General features: G+C 55.5%; 22 protein-coding genes. 13 read left to right on the top strand and 9 right to left on the bottom strand.

The annotated features are described in order from the left end of the window. Window positions 1-3 precede the first annotated feature (3 nt). The 5 genes from K1718_RS06675 to K1718_RS06655 form a co-directional block, all read right to left on the bottom strand. Window positions 4-192, bottom strand: a complete 189-nt coding sequence (locus K1718_RS06675) for a hypothetical protein (RefSeq protein WP_152500187.1) — start codon at window positions 190-192, stop codon at window positions 4-6. Continuing rightward, window positions 189-1,130, bottom strand: coding sequence for a carbohydrate ABC transporter permease (locus K1718_RS06670; protein ID WP_152500186.1), 942 nt, complete (start codon window positions 1,128-1,130; stop codon window positions 189-191). The genes K1718_RS06675 and K1718_RS06670 overlap by 4 nt, the downstream gene beginning before the upstream one ends. Next, window positions 1,127-2,074: a carbohydrate ABC transporter permease gene (locus tag K1718_RS06665; RefSeq protein WP_152500185.1), complete on the bottom strand. Its 948-nt coding sequence runs from the start codon at window positions 2,072-2,074 to the stop codon at window positions 1,127-1,129. The genes K1718_RS06670 and K1718_RS06665 overlap by 4 nt, the downstream gene beginning before the upstream one ends. Window positions 2,075-2,242: 168 nt before the next feature. Then, entirely contained in the window at window positions 2,243-3,562 is a 1,320-nt protein-coding gene (locus K1718_RS06660) for an ABC transporter substrate-binding protein (RefSeq protein WP_152500184.1), read from the bottom strand. A 228-nt stretch (window positions 3,563-3,790) separates the two neighbouring features. Next, window positions 3,791-4,819 carry a LacI family DNA-binding transcriptional regulator gene (locus K1718_RS06655; RefSeq protein ID WP_265683233.1) on the bottom strand — a complete coding sequence of 343 codons (1,029 nt, stop codon included), beginning with the start codon at window positions 4,817-4,819 and terminating at the stop codon, window positions 3,791-3,793. Between the two features lie 324 nt (window positions 4,820-5,143). Here K1718_RS06655 and K1718_RS06650 point away from each other — a divergent pair, with 324 nt between their 5' ends. The 12 genes from K1718_RS06650 (at window position 5,144) to K1718_RS06595 (ending at window position 19,214) form a co-directional block, all read left to right on the top strand. Next, the gene (locus K1718_RS06650; protein WP_152500182.1) at window positions 5,144-6,220 is read left to right on the top strand and encodes a hypothetical protein; all 1,077 of its coding nucleotides are present in this window, start codon (window positions 5,144-5,146) and stop codon (window positions 6,218-6,220) included. Between the two features lie 17 nt (window positions 6,221-6,237). Further along, complete coding sequence (locus K1718_RS06645) at window positions 6,238-7,371, top strand: hypothetical protein (protein WP_265683230.1); 1,134 nt, start codon at window positions 6,238-6,240, stop codon at window positions 7,369-7,371. Window positions 7,372-7,380: 9 nt separating this feature from the next. After that, window positions 7,381-9,330 carry an AAA family ATPase gene (locus tag K1718_RS06640; RefSeq protein WP_265683228.1) on the top strand — a complete coding sequence of 650 codons (1,950 nt, stop codon included), beginning with the start codon at window positions 7,381-7,383 and terminating at the stop codon, window positions 9,328-9,330. Further along, a complete protein-coding gene (locus tag K1718_RS06635; protein ID WP_265683227.1) occupies window positions 9,327-10,703 on the top strand; it encodes a DUF6638 family protein in 1,377 nt (458 codons plus the stop codon). Before K1718_RS06640 ends, K1718_RS06635 begins: the two co-directional genes overlap by 4 nt. After that, window positions 10,700-11,371, top strand: a complete 672-nt coding sequence (locus K1718_RS06630; RefSeq protein WP_209006853.1) for a DUF1523 family protein — start codon at window positions 10,700-10,702, stop codon at window positions 11,369-11,371. Before K1718_RS06635 ends, K1718_RS06630 begins: the two co-directional genes overlap by 4 nt. A 288-nt stretch (window positions 11,372-11,659) precedes the next feature. After that, entirely contained in the window at window positions 11,660-12,691 is a 1,032-nt protein-coding gene (locus tag K1718_RS06625) for a LacI family DNA-binding transcriptional regulator (protein WP_265683225.1), read from the top strand. Window positions 12,692-12,776: 85 nt separating this feature from the next. Beyond that, entirely contained in the window at window positions 12,777-14,081 is a 1,305-nt protein-coding gene (locus K1718_RS06620; protein ID WP_152500177.1) for an ABC transporter substrate-binding protein, read from the top strand. A 122-nt stretch (window positions 14,082-14,203) separates the two neighbouring features. Beyond that, the gene (locus K1718_RS06615; protein ID WP_152500176.1) at window positions 14,204-15,070 is read left to right on the top strand and encodes a carbohydrate ABC transporter permease; all 867 of its coding nucleotides are present in this window, start codon (window positions 14,204-14,206) and stop codon (window positions 15,068-15,070) included. Window positions 15,071-15,082: 12 nt separating this feature from the next. Then, complete coding sequence (locus K1718_RS06610) at window positions 15,083-15,913, top strand: carbohydrate ABC transporter permease (RefSeq protein WP_265683222.1); 831 nt, start codon at window positions 15,083-15,085, stop codon at window positions 15,911-15,913. 11 nt (window positions 15,914-15,924) lie between these two features. Continuing rightward, a complete protein-coding gene (locus K1718_RS06605; RefSeq protein ID WP_265683221.1) occupies window positions 15,925-16,929 on the top strand; it encodes an ABC transporter ATP-binding protein in 1,005 nt (334 codons plus the stop codon). Next, entirely contained in the window at window positions 16,926-17,699 is a 774-nt protein-coding gene (locus K1718_RS06600; RefSeq protein ID WP_265683219.1) for an L-iditol 2-dehydrogenase, read from the top strand. The genes K1718_RS06605 and K1718_RS06600 overlap by 4 nt, the downstream gene beginning before the upstream one ends. 3 nt (window positions 17,700-17,702) lie before the next feature. Then, window positions 17,703-19,214 (top strand): mannitol dehydrogenase family protein, encoded by a 1,512-nt coding sequence (locus K1718_RS06595; protein ID WP_265683217.1) that lies wholly within the window; start codon window positions 17,703-17,705, stop codon window positions 19,212-19,214. 3 nt (window positions 19,215-19,217) lie between these two features. Here the strand turns inward: K1718_RS06595 and K1718_RS06590 are convergent, their stop codons facing one another. Genes K1718_RS06590 through K1718_RS06575 form a run of 4 tightly spaced genes read right to left on the bottom strand, consistent with a single transcriptional unit; the run spans window position 19,218 to window position 23,212 of the window. Next, complete coding sequence (locus K1718_RS06590; protein ID WP_265683216.1) at window positions 19,218-20,075, bottom strand: heme ABC transporter ATP-binding protein; 858 nt, start codon at window positions 20,073-20,075, stop codon at window positions 19,218-19,220. A 10-nt stretch (window positions 20,076-20,085) separates the two neighbouring features. Then, window positions 20,086-21,222 (bottom strand): FecCD family ABC transporter permease, encoded by a 1,137-nt coding sequence (locus K1718_RS06585; protein WP_265683215.1) that lies wholly within the window; start codon window positions 21,220-21,222, stop codon window positions 20,086-20,088. A gap of 8 nt (window positions 21,223-21,230) precedes the next feature. Beyond that, window positions 21,231-22,127 (bottom strand): heme/hemin ABC transporter substrate-binding protein, encoded by an 897-nt coding sequence (locus K1718_RS06580; protein ID WP_265683214.1) that lies wholly within the window; start codon window positions 22,125-22,127, stop codon window positions 21,231-21,233. Beyond that, the gene (locus K1718_RS06575) at window positions 22,124-23,212 is read right to left on the bottom strand and encodes a hemin-degrading factor (protein WP_265683213.1); all 1,089 of its coding nucleotides are present in this window, start codon (window positions 23,210-23,212) and stop codon (window positions 22,124-22,126) included. Before K1718_RS06575 ends, K1718_RS06580 begins: the two co-directional genes overlap by 4 nt. 267 nt (window positions 23,213-23,479) lie before the next feature. Between K1718_RS06575 and K1718_RS06570 the strand changes: the two genes are divergently transcribed. Further along, window positions 23,480-25,594 carry a TonB-dependent receptor domain-containing protein gene (locus tag K1718_RS06570; protein WP_265683211.1) on the top strand — a complete coding sequence of 705 codons (2,115 nt, stop codon included), beginning with the start codon at window positions 23,480-23,482 and terminating at the stop codon, window positions 25,592-25,594. The last annotated feature ends 68 nt before the right edge of the window (window positions 25,595-25,662 follow it).

The following is a 25,662-nucleotide window of genomic DNA, read 5'->3' as shown; positions in this document are numbered from 1 at the left end:
CGGTTACTCCGGAAAATGGCTGACAACGATGAACATCACCGTTCCGGTCAGCGTGACTATGAAGGAATAGGTGTAGGCCCAGAGGAAAAGCGGTTGCATCAGCATGATCACACCGACGGCGATCAGAATGGATGCGAGCATTTCCCAGGACCCGCGGCGAAAGCGGGCCAATCCGCTGACAAATTCACTCATTTGCGTACCGCTCCGAAGGTTATGCCGCGCAGAAGGTGCTTGCGGAGAAGAACCGTGAAAACCATGACCGGGACCAGGAACAACGTTGCCCCTGCTGCAACCGCCGGCCAGTCCTGGCCACCGACACCGATAATGGTCGGGATGAATGGGGGCGCCGTCTGGGCTGTGCCCGATGTCAGCAGCACCGCAAATGCATATTCGTTCCAGGAAAAGATCAGACAGAAGATGGCTGTCGAAGCGATCCCGGTTGCCGCCTGAGGCAACACCACCTTGTAAAATGCCTGGAACCGCGTGTAGCCGTCGATCAGTGCAGCCTCCTCGTATTCTCTCGGGATCTCATCGATGAAGCCCTTGAGCAGCCAGACAGCCAGCGAAATGTTCACGGCCGTATAGAGAAGGATCATACCCAGATGGGTGTCGGAGAGTCCCAGAGTGCGGAACATCAGGAAGATCGGAATGGCGACCGCAATCGGAGGCATCATTCGGGTCGACAGGATGAAGAACAGGAGATCATCCTTCAGTGGCACCTTGAAACGCGAGAAGGCATAGGCGGCAAGCGTTCCCAGGAAAACCGAGAGGAAAGTGGATCCGAAGCCGATAATGACGGAATTGAGGAAGCGTTCGCCGTAGCGGGACGGACCGGCAATTACCATGTCGCGGTCCCGCACAATTTCCTCATACCAGGTCGCAGGCGGTGGAAGCGCTTCCAGCTGTTCGGGTGTGACGCGCGTTCGCGTTGTGAAGAGATTCACATACCCTTCCAGGGATGGCTCGAAGACCACTTTCGGTGGGTAGGCGATGGCATCGTTCGGCGACTTGAAGCCGGTGGTCAGGATCCAGACCAGCGGCAGGAGCGTGATCACCGCGTAGGCAATGACCAGAGAGCCAGCCACCCACTTCTGTCGTGCAGACGGTTCTGTGATGGAATAGCTGCTCATCTTTCTTTCACCTTGTTAAGCGCCTTCACGTAGATCGAAGCCAGACCGAACACAGTCACGAACAAGATGATCGCGTAAGCGGACGCATATCCGGTTCGCCATTTCTCGAAGGCTTCACGCTTCAGGTTGATGGAGGTGAGTTCGGTGACAGAACCAGGTCCACCGCCGGTCAGCTGGACGACCAGATCGAACATCTTGAAATTCTCGATGCCGCGGAAGAGCACGGCCAGCATCAGGAACGGCAGCACCATGGGAACGGTGATGGTCCAGAACTGGCGCCATCGGCTGGCACGGTCGATTTCCGCTGCCTCATAAATGTAGTCAGGTATCGATCGGAGTCCTGCCAGACAAATGAGCATGACAAAGGGTGTCCACATCCAGGTGTCGACAATTACAATTGCCCAGGGCGCGAGAGCGACATCGCCGATCATCTGGAAAGAGGAGGGATCGACACCCGTGAGAAAGGAGATCCCGTAGTTGAAGAGGCCGATCTGCGGCTGATAGAGAAACGTCCAGAAGTTGCCCACCACAGCCGGAGACAGCATCATCGGCAGGACGATCAGTGTCGTCCAGAGATCGTTGCCCTTGAACTTGCGATTGATCAGCCAGGCAAGTGTGAAACCGATCAGGACCTGCAGAAAGATCGTCCAGAACAGGAAGTGAGCCGTTGCCTGCATTGTCAGCCAGATGTCGCCATCGGTCAGAATGCGCTCGTAGTTTCGAAGCCCGATATAGTCGACTTCCCTGTTCGGCCTGTTGGCGCGAAAATTCGTGAAACTCAGGTTGATCGTCCAGATCAACGGGAAAATATTCACCGCAAGCAGCAGGAAGATCGTCGGGGCAACAAACAGCCACGCTATCGCGCGATCGGAAAGCCCTTTGATCTTACCGGCGACGCCTGGAGGCGTCGCCTTAGCTATGCGGTCGATGGGAGTGTCGGACATAAGCCGCCCTTCTTAAGGTCCATGGAATGAAAGAGGCTGACCCTTGCAGGATGCGTTGGTCGCACCGAAGTTTCGCTTGGGGCCGGGCGCAATCGGTCAGCCCGCTCGGGCCAGACTTTCAGTGGCAGGCAGCCGCCTTGGATGCGGCTGCCTGCAGTTCACGCTCGCTTAGAGCTTACCCTCGTCTTCGAAGGTTTCGGTCCAGTCCCCTATCAGTTTGTCGAGAGCTTCCTTGGCCGTTCCCTGGTCGGCAACGACGTAGTCATGAAGGCGCTTCTGCATGGCCAGCAACAACTCGGCATAGGCCGGCTCCTGCCAGAAATCCATGACACCATCCATGGCGAGAAGGAAGTCGGACGCAAATGGGGCACTGTCGGCAAAACCCGGGTCGTTGAGAACGCTCACGTGACAGGAATAGCCGCCGAGATCCCACCATTTCTTTTGAACGGAAGGCTGAGCAAACCACTTGATGTATTCAAGTGCCGCATCCTGATTCTCTGAATAGGCCACAACGGAGATGCCCTGTCCGCCAAGCGTTGAAGCTTCCTTGTTCTGTCCCGGGTTCACAAAGAAACCGATCTTGTCGCCACCGATGTCCGGATCTGCATAAAGACCGGGGAAGAATGCAAACCAGTTCATGGCGATTGCCACCTGACCTGATTTGAAAGCATCAAGCGACTGTTCCATGTAGCTGTCGGTGTAGCCCGGAGGTGTTCCGGTTTTGTAGAGTTCTTTGTAGAACTCAAGACCGGCAACAGCTTCAGGCGAATTGACCGCGCCTTCCATGTCATACTTGCCGGGCGTCATTTCATACTTGAAGCCGAACGGGTACATGGCGCTTGTTGCGCCCATGGTGATGCCTTCCGATCCGCGCTCGGTGAAGATCGCAGCGCCGTAGCGCGTCTGACCGTCAATCTCGCGGCCTTGGAAGAACTGGGCAATCTCAAGAAGTTCCGCCTGTGTCTTCGGGGGCGCCAGATCGCGACCATGCTCTGACTTGAAAGCTTCCTGAATTTCAGGAAGAGCAAACCAGTCCTTGCGATAGAACCAGCCGTTGGCGTCGCCCATTGCCGGAAGCGCATAATAATTCGGCGTGCCTTTCGGCCAGGTGGAATAGGCATAAACGGTCGCCGGAGCGAAATCGTCCATGCTGATGCCTTCCTTGTCGAAGAACTCGTTCAGCTTGACATAATGACCGTTTTCAGCCCCGCCGCCGATCCACTGACTGTCACCGATCAACAAGTCGCAAAGCTTGCCGCCCGAATTCAGTTCATTGAGCATCCGGTCGGCAAAGTTCGGCCAGGGCACGAACTCAAACTTCATTGTGTGGCCGGACTCCGCTTCGAATTCCTTCGACAGCTCTACAAGAGCGTTCGCCGGATCCCAGGCTGCCCAGCAAAGCGTCAAGTCAGCGGCCTGCGCGTTGGAGACAGAAAGCCCGCTCATGGCGGCAAATGCGGTCGCCGCGAATAACTTCGCAGTTTTCATGGATGTAATCCTCCCGAATTGGTGGTGCGCCGGCACCTGCCGGGGCAACGCACTCCTCCAAGTGCGCGCTGACGGTAATTGACATACGTATGTCTGGTCAACACAAAAACTGACATACGTCTTTCTTTTTGACGTAAAAGCAACGAAGAACCGCACTCGATTGCGGAGTAAATTATTGAAAAATATCAACTAAAAAGAAATCTTCGTCGTCAGATCAAACTTCAAAAATCAATAGAGATTCTCACGCATGATGATCTCAATACGGATTTTTTCCTGTGCCTCATAGATATCGGCACCGTCGCACTTGGCCCGCAAGACACGGATTGCGCTGCGGACGAGATGACCGACATTCTGGGCAATGATCGCGTCAAGTTCCCCATCGAGAAGCGCCTGACGCGTCACCGCGGTCAGGTCATGCGCAATGACGATCAGGTCCTCCACCCCGGATTGAGCCCTCAGCGCATCCAGCATGACCGTGTTGCCAGACCCCATCGAATAAACCGCCTTAAGGTCGGGATTGGCACCCACAGCATGGCCCAAAGTCTCGCGGATACGTTCTGCGTCGTCATGAAACTCGATTGTCGGCAGCGTCTTGAGCAAAGGAAATTCCCGAGAAAGCACTTCATCAAGCCCGAAGCGGCGCTCGATGCTGTCACGAGCGACCATTGAATTGGTGACGACGAGGATACTTCCTGTTTCGTTTCGCAGAAACTTGCCAAGGAGTGCTCCGGCTGTCTTACCGGCAGAAAAATTGTCTATTCCTGCAAAATAGTCGCATCCGGAATTCGGCAAATCGGAGACCAGCGCAACCACATAAATGCCGGCACTTTTGATGTGCGCAATGGCGTCGCGAACCTGCGGCGTTTCCGGAACCATGATCGCAACGCCGTCGAGTGATGACAGATCGAGTGCATTCAGGTTGTCGACGACGGCATGCGGATCAGCGGCATTGACCGACAGGATGCGGAACTCGGTTCGGTCAGCGACCTGAGCCCAGGTCGCTTCGTGAATGGCGGCAACAATGGTTTCAACCAGGTGATTGGGGCCCTCGGGCAGCACGAAAGCAAACTTGTATCGCCTTTGCTTGGCAAGATTGGCAGCGTTGGTGTCGCGCACATATCCAAGCTTTCTGACGGCAGCCTTGACCCGCTCGGCATTTTTTGGTCGCACATCAGCACGGCCATTGAGAACCCTGTCGACCGTCGACAGACTGACGCCGGCTTCGCGCGCGATATCATGCACTGTCGGCTTGACCATCACCCCTCCTTCAGGAACTCAATGTCGCGCAACGAACTGACATACGTCAATCAATTTTGCCATATCATCAAATTTCGAAACCGAATTCCCAAAGCAGGCTCAGTCACTTGTCGCCTGGTCTTTGCCGTTGGAGGAGCTATTGTCCCATATCGGTTTCTACGAAAGCTTTTTCGGAATAAAGCGATTCAGGCGGATCGGCAACGCAAACCCGGGAACGGGATTTACAACCGGGTTAACGGACCGGAGATAGCGCGTTGTAATTGTATTTCCATGGAGAGTTGTTAAATAGAAGACGTAAAAATTATCAATTTCGGGAATGGTCAAATGGCGGATTTCAACGCTCAGATTGAAAAGTCTAAAACGGAAGTGGCAGCAGCGCGCCAGAAGATTGACGAACTGACCTCAAAAATTGAATCGGCGCGCACGAAACTCGATGCCGGCCAGGACATTTCCATCGACATTGAAAACGCGACGCTGGATGACGTGCATGCCCACACCGAACTGATGGGTGCCAACATTGCCGAACTCATCATGGGGCTTGACGATGTGACGGCGACCTTTTCCAAGGACTTCGACGCCATGCGGTCCAAAACCGGCTGGGAAAGCTTCATCGGAATCTTCTCAAAGGCACGGTCGGACAGTATCCGCCAGGAGCGGATGCGCAGCGCCAGCATCGACGACAAGCTGCAGGACTTGATCACCAAATCCAATGTTATCGGACAGCTTCTGCAGGACCAGCTCAACACCCTGAACGAACACAGCAAACGCGTTGAAACCAATTTGGGCGAAACACTCTCACAGCGCGAGCAAACGGTCGGGACGCTTGAGGACATCAAGGCAAAAATCCTGGCCATGGATCCGGATATTATTGCCCTTGAAAACAAGATCTCCGTTGAAACCGACGCTGCTGAGCGCACCAAGCTGGAGAGTCAGCTTGCGGAAAAGAACGCTGAGTACAATCGGCTCGCCCAGGAAGAACAGGTCAAACTGGCAGAAAGCCAGACGCTTGAGCGCTACATCGAAAAGGGCAAGACCTGGGTCGACAGCCTGCAGAACCAGGCCGCAACGCAGATGGTCCTGATCAACAAGCTGCAGACGGACACCAAACAACGCGTTGTTCTTTATGATGCCCTCGTGAAATCCTTGAAGACTGCGCAGCAACAGGACATCGCCCACAAGATCAACGAGATTGGCGTTGCGACCGACAAGGAAGCGCAATCGGCCATGGCCGCCATCGGATCCGCCACGAACCAGCGCATGGCGGACATGATGGAAGCGCACGAGGACCACATGGTGTTTGCGCGCAAAGTTCTGGAAGAAAAGGCAAAATCGGACGAGCGGTTTGCTCGCCGGTTCCAGCAGATCGTCGACAAGCACGACAAAAACGCCTATGGCGCTTAGGGGTTGAGGACTGAGCCTTGGATCTGACCCTGGATCACAGGACACTGGAAGAAGCGCATGAAACGCGGCGCTACTTCGCCAAATTTGAGCGCATCATCTCGCACTTGAAAGGCGTCGCCGATAGTGTTGTCTCTGAGAACACGGCGCTGGCAAGTGAAATCCCTATCCTGCAGGCCTACCTGGACCGATTGTCAGGGACCTTTACGGCGCTTTCCTACAAGTATCTGCTTGCTGGACGGGTCTCCGACAAGCTGCCCAACCTTCTGAGCATCGATCGCCAGGACAGCGGCTTCCCTGTCTACCAGGAGCTTCTGCAGATGGCCAATGATGCCATGCAGGCGCAAAACCATCTCAGATCGCTGCCGACAATGCGCGATCTGAAACTGGCGATGGTCAACCATATCCTCCAGGAGAATACAGTTCCGGTAAACCTGCAGTTCGCAGCATCCGAACGCCAGTATTATGATGAGCTGGCCAATGCGGAACTGTTCTGGGCGCGCAACGACCCGAGAATTGCATGGTCCGGAAATCTCAGTGAAAAACGGCGTCGGTATCGGCTGCATTGGGCGGTTTATGACAGCCAGCAGAATATTCCGTTGATCTACATCCTGGACCTTGAAGACACCGGCAGGCGGCCACTTGCCAAAGACGAGCGCCGATGGCCCCGCGTCCAGAGTCAGTTGGTGGCTCAATCGGCAGCGTCCCTGAAACTCCTGACGATTGCGCGTGGGTTTGATCGCGACTTCGACGATATCCACCCCAAGCGCCTGAGGCGGTTTTTCGTTGGCCCGATGTACAGCCACACATTCACGCAGCAATCTGGCCCCTTGCGTGAAGTTCTGGCACAGGCCGGGCAAAAACCGGGCGAGGACTGGGCGCTGGCCTGGACGACAGAAACACTGTTGGCCGCCAATATCGAATATGAACCGAGCGGGTTTTTCTCAACTGTCGAGCGTCAGATTTTTCAGCTGGACCCACTTGCGGCGTCCGCCCAGGAAGACACAGGCACTGCAGGCCACACACATCAGCAGCGATCTCTGATCTTGCCACAGCGGCCTTACCAGGTACTGGAAGAACTCGACCCACCCGGGTTTGCCCATATCCGCAAATATGCCGTCAGCCCGAATGGCAAAATTCTCAGCTACAAATAGGTTTTTCGCGTGACCCTGACCAACGACCTGATGGAACTGAAAGAAGACAAGATCCGCGAGAAATACAAATTCGCGGAAGCCTTGCTTGAGGGGTTCGACCACACGCCGCGCATTGCCGCAAGGCGCGAACCCGACATGGTGCGCGAACGCTCACCCGGGCTGGGCGGCCGGCGCCGGTTTCGGTCGACCACTCCGGGCCTGGTCACCCGGTCAACGGCGCGCCCCGAAGGTGTCCAGCTGACAGCTCGAATCCTGGAGAGCGACGACGATGTTCTGACAACACCGACGCAGGCAAGCATCCTGCGCGCGCTCCGCCGAGCGCTTTCCGTAGCGCAGGTTACCGCAGACCAGTTCTCCGAACAGACGGGCCTTGCAGATCTCAAACGCTCCAATCTGGCTGGTTCACTCGATGCTTCGCATAAGGTGCGCTTTCAGGAACTTCTTTCCGCCTCTGCTCTGATTTCGCTCCACGTCTTTGCAAACATGACGGACTTTCTTCTGTCCGGCCTTGCTGCCGAGAGTGGCGAAACGGACATCCAATGCGGCGAAGTAGAGGAAATCCTGATCGACAACGACCAACTTGCATTGCACGGCGCACTTTGGGAACTCGACCAGGAAATCACCTCCACCGGCATTGAAACCGATAGTCAACTGGTGGCCCTGATTACCTCGTTCTGCGAACAGTTGATGGAAAAGGTTACCTTGCGCGCGGAAGGCAACACTTCCCTGAAGCCCTTCTCGGATGACCGGTACCGGGTTGAGGCTGACGATTTTGAGATCACCGGCTTTACTCCCTCGGCCCGGGCCCGCACGACGACGTTGACCATGGCGTTCAAGAAACCCGAAGAGGTCGTCGGCAATCACATTGCAAAATACCAGGCAATGAAGCTGTCAAAGATGCTGATGGCTTATGACTTTGAGCGCAAACTGAATCCGTTTGCCGAGCTCGGAGGCTTCATTTTCACGTTTATGGGCGACGGCAAACCGGGCACCGGTAAAACCACGCTCATTCAAATGATGGCCGGCATGATCAATGAATATTGTGCAGTGGCCGGATACCCGTTTCGCTACGAAAACCTGTCGACGGAGAGCATCGACAGTTACCAGGGCAAGTCGGCCCAGAACGCCAAGGCTTTCATTCGTAACGTGACCGACCCGAATGTGATCGGCTTCGGCACGGTTGACGACATCGACCAGCTTGCGGGCAAGCGCGGTGACCGGCAGTCATCTGCCGGTCAGCTGGAGATCACGGCGGTTCTGATGGAAAGCTTTGCCGGCGCCAATACCGTCGTGCGCGGCAACTGCACGTTCGGAATGTTTTCCAACTATCCGGAGAATGTAGACGATGCCTTGCGCCAGCGGGCCGGTGCCCGCTTTCTTGTCGACGGACCTCAGACCCGTGAAGACTATATCGACATTCTGCATCTGCTGATGGGCAAGAACCACACGATCCCTGTCGGCAACCATGACCTTTTTGAAGCCCAGGCAATCAAGAAAGCCGTGGCGGCGTCCTATGACAGTCATTCGCAGCCACAGGAAGATGCACTGTTGAACGTTTTTCAGAAGATCAGCTCCGATATTGGAGCGCTGGATACCATAGCCAAACTGGGCGCATACCTGAAAGCCATTCAAGAAGCAGACGAACGTTTCACCGGCCGTGCAATCAAGAACATCACTGACGCCGTCAAAGTGCGTGCGATGGACTTCGAATTGCCGGACGAATGGATGGAAAACCCTGATCTTTTCCTGTTCAAGGACTATGAAACCAAGAAGTCCATGATCGCGGAGCTGGCGCAACCGATCACGATCGAAATGGTTATCCAGGAGATCAATCGCTACGCCGACAGCGAGTTCCGCTATGCGGACAAGTCCGACGAGGCCGCGATTGAAAATGCCGTGCGAGACATGCAGCGTATGGAAGAAGCCAAGAAACGCTTCATGGAGACATCCCGCTCATGATGCGTCTGGTCAGACATGGGCTGATGTTCGGCAATCTAGTGGAGGTGACGTCGCCTTCCATGGTGAGCCGGTATAATCGCGCCCTGGAACATCTGACCGGAAAGACCACTCAGCTGGAGGAATTCCACATCGACATCTCCGGATTTTCGCCGGAGATCGGTGACGAGTTGGACGATCCGAACTATCTTAATCCACACGGCTGCAATCGGCTGTTCATCGTCTTGTCGACTGCGCAAAAAACAGCACCTCTGCTCAACGCCCATTTCTCCTTCTCCCGCACCGTTTTACGGCGCTACATCGACCAGAATGAAGAGCAGCTGTTTGCGCTCACGTTGCACGATGCGGTGGTCGGCGAGCTGCTGAACACGGTCTATACGATCCGCTCGCCGCTTGACCTTTTTGACATCCGTCAGATCGATATCGAGGCTGACACGGTCGGCGCACATGTCGAGGCCAGCGAGGAACTCTCTTCAAAGATCCACGCATTCATGAGCGAGCCGGATGGATGGTGGGACGATGTGCTGATTTCCGAGATGATCGAGTTGTCCAAACATACGGGCGACATCATCCGCACACCGTTGAAGCTGGAAACGCAAAGTTTTGAGGAAGGAAACTTCCACACGTCCCACTATGGCGGGCTTTATGTTTTTCGCGACGTGAAACGCACCGCGTGCATCGCCTCCAGAAATGTGGACATCGTTTCAGACTTGCCCGTCAAGTATGTGCTGACGCTGCAGGACCGAAAAGCGATTGCCACATATCTGACAAGGAACGGTTTGATCGAGGCCATCCACGATGTCCTGGGCACCGACGCGATTGACATCCTCAACCAGAAACTCGACTTCATCGCGATCGACCTGGCCGCATCGCTCGGCGAAGACCTTTCAGACATTTCGCGACGGGATCTGCGCAACCTCAAGCGAAAATACCATAGCGACCTGCCGGAGGCTTACCATGCATTGGAAAGCGCCGTGCGCCGAATGGCCGCCGGCAGAAAGGTTCGTTGGCCGGATCCGGACGACCCGGCTTTCTTTTATCTTTTCCGGTCAAGCGATCATTCGGACAAGATGTTGGTCAACAGGCTCCTGGCTGAGTTGACACCACTCGACTTCAGGCAACTGTTCATCTGCCACAAGGATGCATTTTACGACCACTACCGAACTTGGAGCGAACCCAAGAAGACCTTCGTCGCGCAATTCCTCGCCGAAGAATATATGGTCGACAAGGCTGGCACGCGCCGCGAACTGTTTGGAGCCGAACCGGGAATGCAAGAAGATTACCTGGATTATGGCTTCGGTCAGGACATGGGACCCTGGGGAGCCATACCCAAAACCCGTGACGACGACGACGACGATGAGGACGACGACGATTGATCAAGTATCTTAAATGGATCATTGGCATCCCGCTGGTGCTGATCATCGTGGTATTCGCCCACTACACTTTGCCGGGCCGCGATGTCGTGCGGATCGTCGGCACGGACGTCAAACGAATGGACATTGGTTCTTCGTCCTGGTTCTGGGCTGCACCCGATGCAGGAACCAATCCAAACTGGACCAGGGACGTCCGCTTCATCAATACGGTTTGGCCGGACGGGAAACCACGCGTTTACCGAAACGAAGACACCGACTGGGGCTGGCCGCCCTATTTCAAGTTCGATTCCAGCAACATCACTGCACAAGCGCAGGACCTGGCCAAGAAAGAGGACGAGGTCTGGATTGCGGTCACTCATTACGGCTGGCGCATTGAACTCTTCACGATCTTTCCAAACGCAATCGATATCGAAGAGGTGGAAGGTCCGGATGTTCTGCTGATACCCTGGTTCAACATCATCTTCATCCTGGTGCTGTCCGCGCTCGCATTGCTCGTGCTCCGCACCATGAGCCTTTTCAAGAAAAAGCGGATTGATCCGGTCGTGGAAGGGATCGACGACTTTATGGATGATGTCGGAGAGAACGCCGAACAGGCCAAGGCGAATGCTCAACAGCGCGCGAATGAAGCCACTAGCGGCTTCCGGCGCTGGCTGAAGCGCTGGTTTGGCTGACAAGGCGACTGCCTCCAGCCGCAGAGCGCGCACCGTTTGCGACGAAACCTGCCTTCCGCCAGGCTTTCCGCCGATGTGACCTACACACCTGATATCGTGGCCGGATTTCCCTTCAATCATGAGAATTTGATGGGATAGCCCGCAAATATTGGCGACGTTGTTTCTTGACCCGACCAATGCAAAGTTTCTATTGTAAATAAAAAATTTTACACGCGGAAAGTTTTTGCCGCCCACTTGGCAGTAAGAACTTGACCAGAAACGATAATGGGCGGAGCGTCAAGGCAACTGATGACGGATCGAAAAATCAGGAACATGGAGGAGTTTGCCGCCGTCAGCGGGATCTCCAGACCGACCGTATCGAAATACTTCAATGATCCTGACAGCGTGCGCCAGTCAACGCGTGAACGGATCGAGCAAGCGCTTGAGCGTTACGATTTCCGCCCCAACATCTTTGCGATCAACCAGAACCGCCGACTGACCAAGAATATCGGGATTGTTGTTCCCTATCTGGCCGACCCTTTTTTCGCTGAAATCGCCCGAAACATTGAGCGACGCTGCATTGACGCCGGCTATTGGCCGATCCTGTTCAGCTCTCACGGTCAACAAAGCCTGGAGAACGACATACTGGGAAGCCTGCGCTCCCTGAAACCAGCCGGAGTGCTGCTTGCACCGCTCGGCCGTGCATCGGACCACAGCTATATTGAAAAATTCTGCAAGGACGTCCCGACGGTACTGTTCGACAGTAATATTGAAGGAATTGGCGAGGCATTTGTCGGCTCGGACAATTTCAGTTTCGTCTCGCAGACCGTCGAATACCTGACGCGATCGGGCGAGCCGCCATGTTTTTTCGAGATGACCACGCCTGCGAACCCAAACGCAAACAAGCGCCGAGCGGCCTACCTCGAGATGATGGACAAGCTCGGTTTCGAACCTCATGTGGTCAAGGTTGAAGGCGAAGGGTGGGCCTTTGAAGAGATTGGCCGCCAGGGTGCACTCCGAATTCTGGAGGTGCATGGATTTCCGACCGACACGATCCTTTGCAGCAACGACCGTCTCGCAATCGGACTCCTATCTGCCTGTTACGAAAAAGGTTTTCGGGTTGGCCGCGGAGAAGGTTGCGCATTGCGGGTCGCATCACATGACGATCACCCCTTCTCCAGGTTCACCTGCCCTTCGCTGACGACAGCAGCTCATGACTATGATTCCGTCGCGAACCATGCCTTCGGAACATTAAATAACCTGATCGAAGCCGGCGGCACCTTCAACGACCGCGAGGAAACCCTGTTCGCAGCTCGGTTGGTGTTACGCGCGTCCGCCTAAAATTTTACGCGCGCAAATTTTTTCTTGACGCCGGGTAATTATTGCCTCAAGGTTTGGTCAACATCCAAGCCAGGGAGGACATAGGATGTATTTGAAGAACGCATTACGTGCGGTCACAGCACTTACTTTGATCACAACAACCAGCGCCTTTGCGGAAACGATCACGATCGCGACCGTGAACAATGGCGACATGATCCGTATGCAGGGTCTGACGGAAGACTTCACGGCAAAGACCGGTCATACGGTCGAGTGGGTCACTCTTGAAGAGAACGTCCTGCGTCAGCGCGTCACTCAGGACATCGCCGCAAAGGGCGGTCAGTTCGACGTCTTGACCATCGGCATGTACGAGACCCCGATCTGGGCGGCAAACGAATGGCTCGTCTCGCTCGACGACCTGCCGGCCGAATATGACAAAGACGATATCCTGCCCGCAATGCGCGCCGGACTGAGCCATAGCGGCAGCCTTTATGCGGCACCGTTCTATGGTGAGTCGTCGATGATTATGTATCGCACGGACCTCATGGAAAAAGCCGGTGTTACGATGCCGGATGCTCCGACCTGGAGCGATGTCGAAGCCGCTGCCAAGGCCATGACGGACAAGGACAACGAAATCTACGGCATCTGCCTGCGCGGCAAGGCCGGCTGGGGTGAGAACATGGCGTTCATCACCACCGTTGCCAATTCCTTCGGTGCACGCTGGTTCGATGAAAACTGGAAGCCGCAGCTCGACACACCAGAGTGGAAAGACGCTGTCAGCTTCTATAACAACCTTCTGACCAGCTATGGCCCTCCGGGCGCGTCCACCAACGGGTTCAACGAGAACCTGGCACTGTTCCAGCAGGGCAAGTGCGGTATGTGGATCGATGCGACTGTTGCAGCATCCTTCGTGACCAACCCGAACGACTCCACGGTCGCAGACAAGGTCGGCTTCGCACTCGCGCCGAACAAGGAAGGCGTTGATAAACGCTCGAACTGGCTCTGGGCCTGGGCACTCGCCATTCCGGCCGGCACCCAGAAAGAGGCAGCTGCCAAGCAGTTCATCGAATGGGCAACCTCGAAGGAATACATCGAGCTCGTAGCCTCCAAGGAAGGCTGGGCCAATGTACCTCCTGGAGCACGTACATCGCTCTACGAGAACCCGGAGTACCAGAAGGTCCCGTTCGCCAAGATGACGCTCGAAAGCATCAACGCGGCCAACCCTGACAGCCCGACTGTCAAGCCGGTTCCTTACGTCGGCATTCAGTATGTCGCTATCCCGGAATGGGCTGGCATCGGTACGGCTGCTGGTCAGGAATTCTCGGCAATGGTTGCCGGTCAGCAGACCGTTGATGAAGCGCTTGCAAAAGCTCAAGCGAACACGGCTGAGGAAATGGAAGCCGCCGGCTACTAAGGGTTTCCTCCCCCGACTGCGAGGGCGGAGCACTTCCGCCCTCCCTTTTTACACTACCCACCTGCTCCCCATAGCCCCGCTCGTCACGGTAGACTACTGCCGTCAACAGAGAAGGTGTGTCCATGGCTACCCAGCACTCCCGCTCCGCCGCTCGAATAATGATGGCTCCTGCAGTCATTCTGCTTCTCGGCTGGATGCTTATTCCGCTCACCATGACCTTGGTATTTTCGTTCAAGAAATACCTTCCGCTCCGCGGCGGTGATCTTGGTTGGACCGGTTTCGACAACTACGTCCGCTTCGTCTCCTCCAGTGCCTTTTGGCCAAGTGTTCAAACGACACTCATCATTGTCGGAGGCGTCCTGCTCATCACGATTTTCTTCGGGGTCCTGCTCTCCATGCTTCTGGATCAGCCCATGTGGGGCCAGGGCATCGTCCGCATTCTCGTGATCGCACCGTTTTTCGTAATGCCGACCGTTTCGGCACTCGTCTGGAAAAACATGTTCATGGATCCGGTGAACGGCCTGTTCGCGCACCTTTGGAAGGCCTTTGGTGCACAGCCAATTGAATGGCTGAGCGATCTGTCGCTGTTTTCGATTATCCTGATCGTTTCCTGGCAATGGCTGCCCTTCGCGACACTGATCCTGTTGACTGCAATTCAGTCGCTGGACAGTGAACAGCTTGAGGCTGCCGAAATGGATGGGGCACCGCCCCTGTCGCGTTTCGCCTTCATTGTCCTGCCGCACCTGTCACGCGCCATCACAATCGTCGTGTTGATCCAGACGATCTTCCTGCTGGCGATCTTTGCGGAGATTTTCGTGACCACAAGCGGCGCCTTCGGCACCCGCACACTGACCTACCTGATCTTCCAGCGTGTTCTGGAAAGTCAGAATGTCGGCCTCGGATCTGCCGGTGGTGTCTACGCAATCATCCTTGCCAACATCGTTGCCATCTTCCTGATGCGCATCGTCGGCAAAAACCTGGACACCTGAGGAGGGAAAAACATGGCACGTTCTGTCACTACCCGCCGCAAGACGATCAACACCGCCGTCGCATGGGCAATCGGTTTTCTGATCTTCTTCCCGATCCTCTGGACCATCCTGACCAGCTTCAAGACAGAGGCACAGGCGATCAACGACCCACCGCTGTTCCTGTTTTTTGACTGGACGCTGGAGAACTATGCGGTCGTCCAGGAAAGATCCGACTACATGCGCTTTCTCTGGAACTCGGTGATCATTGCCGGCGGCTCGACCGTTCTCGGCCTCATGATCGCCATACCGGCTGCATGGTCGATGGCCTTCGTGCCGTCCAAGCGCACCAAGGACATCCTGATGTGGATGCTGTCGACCAAAATGCTTCCAGCGGTCGGCGTGCTCTATCCGATCTATCTCCTGTTCATACAGCTGGGTCTTCTCGACACGCGAACAGGTTTGACCATCGTGATGATGCTGATCAACCTGCCGATCATCGTCTGGATGCTCTACACCTACTTCAAGGAGATCCCCGGTGAGATCCTGGAAGCAGCCCGCATGGATGGCGCATCGCTGAAAGAGGAAATTCTCTACATCCTCACGCCGATGGCCATTCCCGGAATCGCTTCCACAATGCTGCTCAACTTCATCCTTGCCTGGAACGAAGCGTTCTGGACCCTGAACCTGACCGCCGCAAAAGCAGCACCTCTCACCGCCTTCATTGCCAGCTATTCCAGCCCGGAAGGTCTTTTCTACGCCAAGCTGAGCGCAGCTTCGACCATGGCGATCGCACCCATCCTGATCCTTGGATGGTTCAGCCAGAAACAACTGGTTCGCGGTCTCACCTTCGGCGCGGTTAAATAGGAGTTCCCAAGATGGGCCAGATAACTCTCAACCAAATCACCAAAAGCTTCGGCGATGTCCAGGTGATCCCTCCGTTAGACCTTCAGATCAACGATGGCGAGTTCGTCGTCTTCGTTGGCCCCTCCGGCTGCGGCAAGTCAACGCTCCTGCGCCTGATTGCAGGTCTGGAAGACACGACTTCGGGCGAAATCAACATCGATGGCAGAGACGCGACGGAAGTTCCGCCCGCCAAGCGGGGACTTGCGATGGTGTTCCAGTCCTATGCGCTCTACCCGCATATGTCGGTACGCAAGAACATTGCCTTTCCGCTTCGCATGGCCGGCCTCGACAAGGCCGCCCAGAACGCAAAGGTCGAAGCCGCTGCCAAGGTTCTCAATCTGACAGACTATCTGGAACGCCGTCCGGGCCAGTTGTCCGGCGGCCAGAGACAACGTGTGGCAATCGGCCGGGCAATTGTCCGCGAGCCTGCAGCGTTCCTCTTCGACGAACCGCTCTCAAACCTCGATGCCGCGCTGCGTGTGAACATGAGGCTTGAGATCTCGGAACTTCACCAGTCGCTTGAAACCACGATGATCTACGTGACCCATGACCAGGTCGAGGCCATGACCATGGCAGACAAGATCGTGGTGTTGCAGGCAGGCGTCATCGAACAGGTCGGATCGCCGCTGGACCTTTATCACACACCAAAGAACAAATTCGTCGCAGGCTTCATCGGATCTCCGAAGATGAATTTCCTGATGGGCGCCTATGCTTCGGAATTCGACGCGACCACCATCGGCATTCGGCCGGAACACCTCAGTGTTTCGGCGACCGAAGGCAAATGGGCCGGCAAGGTCGGCGTGTCGGAGCATCTGGGTTCAGACACCTTTCTCTATGTCGAAATTGAAGGTCACGATGAGCCACTGACAGTGCGGTCTTCCGGCGAAGTCGCATTGCGGCACGGTGACGTCGTTCATCTGACGCCAGACCCTGAGAAGATCCATCGCTTCGACAATCAAGGCCTGAGAATGGCATGACACGGCTAGAAGGAAAATCAGCGCTGATTACAGGCGCCGCACGTGGCATCGGCAAGTCGTTTGCCGAACGCTACGTGGCAGAGGGTGCAACTGTCGCCATCGGCGACATCAACCTGGCAGGAGCCGAAGCGGCAGCTCGTGACCTCGGGCCGAACGCCTATGCGGTCGAACTCGACGTCACTGACCAGTCCTCCATTGACGCAGCCATCTTGTCGATTGAGGAGAAAACCGGCGGCCTTGATATCCTCATCAACAATGCCGCTCTCTTCGACCTGGCACCAATTGTCGACATCACTAGAGAGAGCTACGACCGGCTTTTCAGCATCAATGTCGCTGGAACACTTTTCACCTTGCAGGCTGCCGCAAAATCCATGATCAGGCGTGGTCAGGGAGGCAAGATCATCAACATGGCCAGCCAGGCCGGCCGACGCGGTGAACCTCTCGTCGGCGTCTACTGCGCCACCAAGGCTGCCGTGATCAGCCTGACCCAATCCGCAGGTCTCAACCTCATCCGCCACGGCATCAATGTGAACGCAATCGCGCCGGGCGTTGTGGACGGGGAGCACTGGGACGGTGTTGATGCGCTCTTTGCAAAACACGAAGGACTGAAGCCGGGTGAAAAGAAGGCTTCCGTAGGCGCCGCTGTGCCCTTCGGCCGCATGGGCACGGCGGACGACCTCACCGGGATGGCGGTTTTCCTGGCAACACCTGATGCCGACTACATCGTTGCGCAAACCTACAACGTCGATGGCGGCAACTGGATGAGCTGACCAATGACACAAAAACTGAACAACACTGTGCTCTCATCCCTGCCGGCGAGAATTGGCCGCCCGAGATATGACCGGGCCCAACTCACGGCAGGCATTCTTCATATCGGTGTTGGCAATTTTCACCGTGCTCATCAGGCTGTCTATCTCGACAATCTCTTTCAGCTTGGTGAAGGTCTCGACTGGGCAATCGTCGGTGCGGGCCTGAAGCCCTATGATGAAGTCATGCGTGCCCGGCTTGCAGACCAAGACTGGCTGACCACGATAGTCGAGCTGGAGCCGGAGGGACTTAACGCCCGCATATGCGGAGCGATGATCGACTTTGTCGAGGTAGACCCTGCAGTGCTCATCGCGCGCCTGACCGATCCAGCCATTCGCATCGTATCTCTGACAATCACCGAAGGTGGCTATTTCGTTGACCCGAATACGGGTGGATTCGATGCCGGGCATCCCGAAATTCTGGCCGATCTTCATGACCCTGCCAATCCGAGAACGGTATTCGGCATTCTTGTCGCGGCGCTTCTGAAACGCCGGGACATCGGGCTTGCGCCTTTCACAGTCATGAGCTGCGACAACCTTCCGGAAAACGGCCATGTGACAGAACAGGCCGTTGTCGGCTTTGCCGAAGCTCTTTCTGCAGAAACAAGCGCCTGGATTAAGGGCAATGTCGCATTTCCGAGTGGAATGGTCGATTGCATCACACCGGCGACAGGTGATCGCGAACGTAGTCTTGTGACGGAGACCTTCGATCTCGAAGATGCGGCGCCCGTTGTTTGTGAGCCATTCCGGCAATGGGTTTTGGAGGACAAATTTCCCAGCGGCCGCCCACCACTGGAAAAAGTCGGCGTCGAGTTCGTTGAGGATGTCGCACCCTATGAGCTCATGAAACTCCGGATCTTGAATGGAGGTCACGCGGCCATAGCCTATCCGGCTGCTTTGCTCGGCCACTATTTCGTCCACGATGCGATGAATGATCCGCTGATCCGTAACTATCTGCGCAAACTTGAGGAGGAGGAAGTGATACCGACCGTGCCTCCAATTCAAGGGGTCAGTTTTCAGTCTTATCTGGAAACCGTGATGACCCGATTTTCGAACCCGGCGGTTGGCGACACGATCCCAAGGCTTTGTTTCGACGGTTCCAACCGGCAACCAAAATTCATCTTGCCGACAATCCAGGAACGTCTCGACAAGGAACAATCCGTCGACGGGCTTGCCCTTGAAACCGCCCTTTGGTGCCGGTACTGCCTCGGTGAGGATGAAACCGGCCACCAAATCGAGTTGCAAGACGGCAATTCAGTCCTGCTAAAGAACTGGGCCGTGAGTGTATTCAAACAGGGCGAAGAACCGTTCGAAATGCCCGACCTGTTTGGGCCGCTTGGCAAGGACGCACGCTTTCTGGGTGCATTTGCCGAAGCGGTCAGCCAGATTGCTGCAATCGGCGTCGCCGACACACTTCAGAATTACATCGAAGGTGGGTCGGGCAACGCAAGGCCTGAGCGGCGGATACCGGCAGGCTGAAATTCAGTCAGTGGGCACCGCTTGTCCCGAGCCCGGCCGGAATCGTGCGGGTGTGACCAAAGGGTCATCACCATTTTCGTTGGCCGTCATCATCAACGGAAAGTCATAAGCTGCCGTCAAAAGCTCCGCAGTCATGACCTCTTCCCGGCGTCCAAAGGCAAGACCATATCCGTCTTTCATCACAAGAACCTTGTCCGCGAACGCAAGGGTCAAATTGAGGTCGTGCATGACCGTGACGACCCCGCCGCCGCTATCTGCGTAGTCCCTGGCCAACTGCATGATCTGATACTGGTGTTTTATGTCGAGGCTGGACACCGGCTCATCCAGAAACAGCCAGTGGGGTGGCGCGTAAACCGGGACGGGCTCCCAAACCTGAACCAACACTCTGGCGAGCTGGACACGCTGCTGTTCCCCACCGGACAGGTCCTGATAGGATCGTTCTTCAAAGCCGTTCAATCCGACCTTCGCAAGGGCTTCGCTCACCCGTAAGTAGCGGTCCACACGCTCTTTCTGACGGCCTGGAAATCCGAGGCCGACGACTTCTGTGACATTGAGCGGAAACGAGATCTGAGAATCCTGGGGCAGAACGCCTCGAAGATCAGCCTGTTCTCCGGGCCCCAAATCACTGACCTCCCGTCCCGCCAGCTCGATCGACCCGCGATAGGCGCTTTCTCCCGTTATCGCTCTCATCAAGGTCGTCTTGCCAGACCCGCTTGGACCGATAATGGCAAGAACCTCACCAGCCGCTGCACTGAACGCGATCTCCTTGACGATTTCGACCCGGCCAGCGTTGACACCCACGCCGGAAAGCTGGAGCAGTGTTTCCGGCTCAAGGTCTTCGGATCTGTTCAAGTGGAGCATGTGCAAGCCTTCATGAGAAACCCATCAGCCCCCGTTTGCGCAACAAGATCCACAAAAAGAAAGGGGCGCCGGCAAAGGCCGTGATGATACCGATCGGCAATTCAGCGGGAGCAACGATAGTGCGGGCGAGTGTGTCAGCGGCAATCAGAAGCACCGCGCCCAGGAAGGCCGACGCCGGCAGCAGGTATCGATGGTCCGGGCCAATGGTAAGCCTGAGAAGATGAGGCACAACAATGCCGACAAAACCGATACCACCACTCACGGCGACAGATGCCCCAGTAGCTCCGGCCACCATCAGGATACTCACATTTTTGAGCAACTGAACCCGGATCCCGATATGTCCCGCTGCTGCCTCACCAAGGATAAGGGCATTGAGCCCTCTGGCCAGAAAGGGAACACAGACAAGCATTGCCAGAATAATGGGGGCCGCAGACGCAAGTTTGCTCCAGTTAGATCCTGCAAGTGACCCCAGGCCCCAGAACTGCAAGTCTCGGAGCTGCTGGTCGTCAGCCACATACACAAGAAGGCCTGTCATTGCGCCTGTCAGTGCACCCAGAGCGATGCCGGCGAGCAGCAGCGTCGCAACCGACGTGATCCCGCCTCTTGTGCCTATGCGATAGAGCACAAGTGTTGTCATCAAGCCCCCGGCAAATGCCGCAAGAGGCACCGCATAGATCCCCAGAAAGGTCATGACCGGCGCCAGAACGGAACCGCCAAGAACGATGAACACTGCCGCGCCGAACCCTGCCCCCGCCGATACGCCAACAATTCCCGGGTCAGCCAAAGGGTTGCGGAAGAGCCCTTGCATGACAGCGCCGGATACCGCCAGCGCAGCGCCAACAAGCGCGCCCAGAAGAACACGCGGCAGGCGAATATCCGTGACGACGATCCAGTCGCGCGGAGAAACGCCCTCCGGAACACCGCGATCACCGCTCAAAAGGACAGCCAACATTTTGGGGAGCATGTCGAAAATCGGAACGGCGATCGGTCCAATTGCGAGACTTGCCACCATCACACCAAGCGACACCAGAGCCAGCAAAGCAGTTGCAGCTTTGGCAACCGGTTCCCGGTCACCGGTTTTGAAGTGCATAAGGCGGACTGAACGGGACTTCACCCGATTGCCGCGCCGGGCGATGGCTTCGCTCATCACCGTGCTCAATTTCGGTAGTCTGCCAGCTTTTGCGATAGCTCTCTGATCGCATCAGCGGTTCGTGGGCCAAAGCCAAGCAGGTATTGGCCCCTCATTCTGATTAGCCGATTGTTTTCAGCTGCGGGCGTCTGTGCCAACGCGGGATGCCCAAAGAGTTCTTCCGGACCCGCTCCGTGGTCTCCTGCACGCGTCATCATCAGAACAACATCCGGTGCGGCACTGATGATGGCCTCATCGCTCAATTGCTTATAGCCCGTAAAATCGGAGACAGCATTTACTGCTCCCACCAGGGAAAGAATGCCATCGGCCTCCGTATCCACACCACCGGCCATGATCCGACCACCGCGAGTAGACAGAATGAACAAGACGCGCATTCCAGAAGCTTTGCCTGAAGCACTGACTTGTGCGGCCTCGAGATCGGCAGAAATCTTCAGGGACAACGCATCCGCTTTTTCCGGCACTCCAAGCGCTTTTCCGACGGCCTGAACCTTGCCGACGATGCCTGCAGCAGTAAATTCTTCCGGTATCATCGCAATCGAGATACCGCTTGAATTGAGCACTTCAACAGCTTCAGGAGGCCCGCCACCTTCCAGCATGAGGATCAGGTCAGGATCGACAGACAGAACCCCTTCCGGCGACAACGCCCGGATGTAACCGACATTGGGCAAATCGTTTACCTGATCAGGAAACACGCTCGTTGTATCCCTGGCGATCAGTCGGTCCTGTTCTCCGAGCGCGTAGACAACCTCAGTCACCGACCCGCCGACCGACACAATGCGGCTTGCTTTGCTGCTTGTGTCACCCCCGGCGAAGATTTGCTTGCTCGGTGCAAACAGCGCCATGACGGTCAATGCGACTGCTGCAAAATAGCTGCACAGTTTTGAAAACGAGTGTTTTTTCATTCCGCTGCTCCCAGGGCAAGTGACCGGTCTAATCTTGGGAGGTTTTCAGCAAGTCCCCGCCAATCTGTGCGCTCCGAATTGCCTTCACCGCGCACCCCAAAGAATTGGATGATATGCTGACCGCTGCTGTTAAATGCTTCAACAGAAGTCACGTACCCAATATCCGCAGGTTTTCTGACTGCCCAGACTTCGTGTATATGATCTGTTCTGAGATGGAGGTGAAACGTCGGATCCATCACGTTAATCCACGGACCCTTGTCGATGACCATATTGATGCGGCCAGAGTGAATCTGGATGCATCCACGATTGCCGACGAAACACATGATCGGAATGGCTTCCGAAGCGGCAAGTCGCAAGAGCGCCGGTACCGAGCCTCGATCAAGTGGCCAGGCCCAGGCGTCCCCTGCGAGTTCGAAAGCACTGAGACGGTCAAGTTCCAGATCCCGCAGCATACCGTGGAACTGATGAGGATCCGTCAAAGCCTGCCAACGGTCCCGCAAAACGTTGCCGACATTATGTGAAGGTTGCTTTCGGGAAAACGGCTCGGCTTCCAAAACTTCCGGCAAGAGATCCGGTGTCTGATTTTCAATCAGGATCGCTGTCACCAGGCGATCCCAGGCCTCAAGATCGGTTGAGGGGCGGGCATGAATCTTTTGAACCGCATCTCCATGGGCGTCAAAAAACTGCAAGGAGCGGCGAACATCCTTCCCGTCGCTCCGCTGCACTGCAAATCCATGAACCCAGTTCGAGGGAAACATTCGGGTGTCGATCTGCTCGCCCAACATCAGCGCCGCCCGCTTACCGTTGATGAACTTCTCAAACGGACCGATTTTTTCATGCACGGCGCTCTCGTTGCGGGTGAGCGCCATCACCTCTCCGAGCTGCGCCAGGCCGGGAAACAGAACCTCAAAGTTAGGCGAGATCCGATGCGTTCCATGACCGACAAAACTTGCAACCAGTTCGGCCTCAGAGACGCCGATGTGATCAGCCAGATCCCGGTCGCGCATCTTCGGGTTTTGCTTACGAGCCCTTCTGATCTCATCGGCAGTTGGCTTGGTTTCGACAGTTTCCAAAGCGGCATTCATGGCATTGCCTTTGTAGACATTTGGAGTTGATGGCAGCAGGCACCACGGACCTTCGTCGAATTAGCGTTTCTGATAACTCACTGAAAAACAGCAGCAATCTGGAACCATTCCAAACAACGTCAATTTCGAGGCGCTCGCAATCTAATACTTGACTCCTATACTCATGTTTCCTATTGACCGCAATACCTGAGTCATAGACTCATGTTTAAAACGCTGTTTGAGAGGCAGCGAAATGGACGCGTTAACGCGCACTCTTGGAGATTTTTAATGGGGCATAGCAACATCAATCACACCCGGCTAATGGGTGGAGTTGCTCTTTGGGTATTGACTTTAAACGGCTTGGCCGTCGCTCAGGATGTCACAACGGAAGTACCTGTTACGATTGTCACTGACACGGCAACAGGCAATATCGTGACAAAGCTGCAACGCATCGTGGTCGGATCAGGTGTCGACAAGGTTGCCATCGACACGCCGCAAGCTGTCACCGTGCTTGATCAGGAGGCGATTGACGACGAACAAGCGATGACAATTGGTGACCTTTTTCGCGAGGTCCCAGGGGTTACGGTTGTGGGCAGCGACCGGATAGGTGGCCAATCCTTCAATATTCGCGGCATCGGTGATCTCAGCGCTTCTGACGAATCCAAGATCATCGTAACCGTGGACGGAGCGACCAAGTTTTTTGAACAGTATCGCGTCGGCTCGTTTTTCTCAGACCCAGAACTTTACAAGCAGGTTGAAATTCTACGCGGTCCGGCATCTTCAACGCTCTATGGTTCAGGTGCATTGGGTGGCGTGATCAATTTCACAACCAAAGACGCAAGCGATTTCCTGGAAACAGGAGAAACAGTCGCCGTCAATGTGAAAGGCATGTACGATTCCAACGGTGACGGTTTCCTGACCTCCGGCACGTTTGCCGGACGTGTCACTGAAAACACAGAAGTGCTTTTGAACGGCAACTTCCGGCGATCCGACGACTATCAGACAGGAGACGGCGATTTAATCGACGGCTCGGCATTCGACGCCTATTCCGGACTTGCCAAGGTCACGCACTATTTCGGAGATGCCAAGGAACAATCCGTTCGCCTGTCATATCAACGTTGGCAGAGTTCCGCAGACGATACAGAATATTCGCAAACAGGGACGCTCGGTTTCGGAGAAGTCGATCGGGACATCACCGATCAGACCATCGTATTCCGATACAACAATCCAGCATCGGACAATGCGTTGCTCGACCTGGACATAAATCTGTCTTTCTCTGACACAACCGTTGATCAGGAAAATGCAACTTCAACAATCCCTTCCCAGTTATTTGAAGACAGCGAATACGGATATCGCACCTGGCAGGGCAAGATCGAAAACACGATCGAGCATTCAGGTAACGGATTCGAGAATTTCCTCACATTCGGCACACAACTTTCGCATCAGCAGCGTATTGCCGACGCTGAAAGTGGTGCGATCGGATTTCACCCTGAGGGAACGGATACAAAATTCGGTTTCTTCGTCCAGGACGAATTCATCTGGAATGAGAAGCTGACCATCATTCCAGGTGCTCGGGTTGATTTCGTCAACTTGTCTCCGGACGGGTCCATTTCAGGGGCCTCTGAACAAAATGAAGTCGCATTCTCTCCCAAACTTGCAGCACTTTATCGGTTCAATGACACATTCTCGATTTTCGGCTCGGTTGCCCATACGGAGCGCGTGCCGACACTTGACGAGATGTTCTCAAGCTCGGGTGCCACACGCACATATCCGGGCGGCCGCAACGCAAGCCTCAACCTTGAAAAAGAACAATCGAACGCAGTCGAAGCTGGGGTATCGCTATCATTCTTTGATGTCTTTCAAGATCAGGATGGCTTGCAGATCAAGTCGACTGCTTTTTACAACGACTTGAAAGACCTGATCTCAACCAATCCGAACACCGGTCAAAGCACCTCGGTACCTTACTACGTCAATATTGACGAGGCCGAAATTTGGGGGCTTGAGGTCGAGGCAGCCTATAACTCCAGATATGTCTTCAGCACATTGGCGTACAGCCTCGTCAGAGGTGTTGATCAAGAGACAGGCAGCACTCTGGATTCGATCCCTGCCGATACGCTCGCCATGACAATTGGCGGACGCGTTCCTGCCTATGATGTCGAGTTCGGTTGGCGCGGCCTCTTTGCCGCAGGCATCGACAGTGGAGCGACAACGGGTCCCTTCCCGGGTTACGGCGTCCACGATGTCTTCGCGAACTGGAAACCTCGCGAAGGCCTCCTTCAAGGCTACGAACTGCGCGCCGCGGTCGAGAATGTTTTCGACAAGGACTACCAGAACAATCTGGCAGGAGACCCGGGTCGAGGCCGGACCTTCAAGCTGACAATGAACAAACAGTTCAGCTGGTGACGGCACCTAGCTTTCTCGCCGCCTGTCTTCATGGGCGGCGAGACCTAATACAAAATGCTCAGGAGTGA

Source organism: Roseibium porphyridii, assembly GCF_026191725.2.
GTDB lineage: Bacteria > Pseudomonadota > Alphaproteobacteria > Rhizobiales > Stappiaceae > Roseibium > Roseibium porphyridii.
This window is presented reverse-complemented; position numbering and strand designations above follow the sequence as displayed.

Coding starts and splice junctions, on each gene's coding strand:
- K1718_RS06650 (WP_152500182.1), top strand. CDS start 5,144: ATGGCGGATTTCAACGCTCAGATTGAAAAGTCTAAAACGGAAGTGGCA.
- K1718_RS06665 (WP_152500185.1), bottom strand. CDS start 2,074: ATGTCCGACACTCCCATCGACCGCATAGCTAAGGCGACGCCTCCAGGC.
- K1718_RS06620 (WP_152500177.1), top strand. CDS start 12,777: ATGTATTTGAAGAACGCATTACGTGCGGTCACAGCACTTACTTTGATC.
- K1718_RS06610 (WP_265683222.1), top strand. CDS start 15,083: ATGGCACGTTCTGTCACTACCCGCCGCAAGACGATCAACACCGCCGTC.
- K1718_RS06600 (WP_265683219.1), top strand. CDS start 16,926: ATGACACGGCTAGAAGGAAAATCAGCGCTGATTACAGGCGCCGCACGT.
- K1718_RS06655 (WP_265683233.1), bottom strand. CDS start 4,819: ATGGTCAAGCCGACAGTGCATGATATCGCGCGCGAAGCCGGCGTCAGT.
- K1718_RS06675 (WP_152500187.1), bottom strand. CDS start 192: ATGAGTGAATTTGTCAGCGGATTGGCCCGCTTTCGCCGCGGGTCCTGG.
- K1718_RS06625 (WP_265683225.1), top strand. CDS start 11,660: ATGACGGATCGAAAAATCAGGAACATGGAGGAGTTTGCCGCCGTCAGC.
- K1718_RS06635 (WP_265683227.1), top strand. CDS start 9,327: ATGATGCGTCTGGTCAGACATGGGCTGATGTTCGGCAATCTAGTGGAG.
- K1718_RS06605 (WP_265683221.1), top strand. CDS start 15,925: ATGGGCCAGATAACTCTCAACCAAATCACCAAAAGCTTCGGCGATGTC.
- K1718_RS06615 (WP_152500176.1), top strand. CDS start 14,204: ATGGCTACCCAGCACTCCCGCTCCGCCGCTCGAATAATGATGGCTCCT.
- K1718_RS06585 (WP_265683215.1), bottom strand. CDS start 21,222: ATGAGCGAAGCCATCGCCCGGCGCGGCAATCGGGTGAAGTCCCGTTCA.
- K1718_RS06570 (WP_265683211.1), top strand. CDS start 23,480: ATGGGGCATAGCAACATCAATCACACCCGGCTAATGGGTGGAGTTGCT.
- K1718_RS06595 (WP_265683217.1), top strand. CDS start 17,703: ATGACACAAAAACTGAACAACACTGTGCTCTCATCCCTGCCGGCGAGA.
- K1718_RS06660 (WP_152500184.1), bottom strand. CDS start 3,562: ATGAAAACTGCGAAGTTATTCGCGGCGACCGCATTTGCCGCCATGAGC.
- K1718_RS06575 (WP_265683213.1), bottom strand. CDS start 23,212: ATGAATGCCGCTTTGGAAACTGTCGAAACCAAGCCAACTGCCGATGAG.
- K1718_RS06580 (WP_265683214.1), bottom strand. CDS start 22,127: ATGAAAAAACACTCGTTTTCAAAACTGTGCAGCTATTTTGCAGCAGTC.
- K1718_RS06670 (WP_152500186.1), bottom strand. CDS start 1,130: ATGAGCAGCTATTCCATCACAGAACCGTCTGCACGACAGAAGTGGGTG.
- K1718_RS06590 (WP_265683216.1), bottom strand. CDS start 20,075: ATGCTCCACTTGAACAGATCCGAAGACCTTGAGCCGGAAACACTGCTC.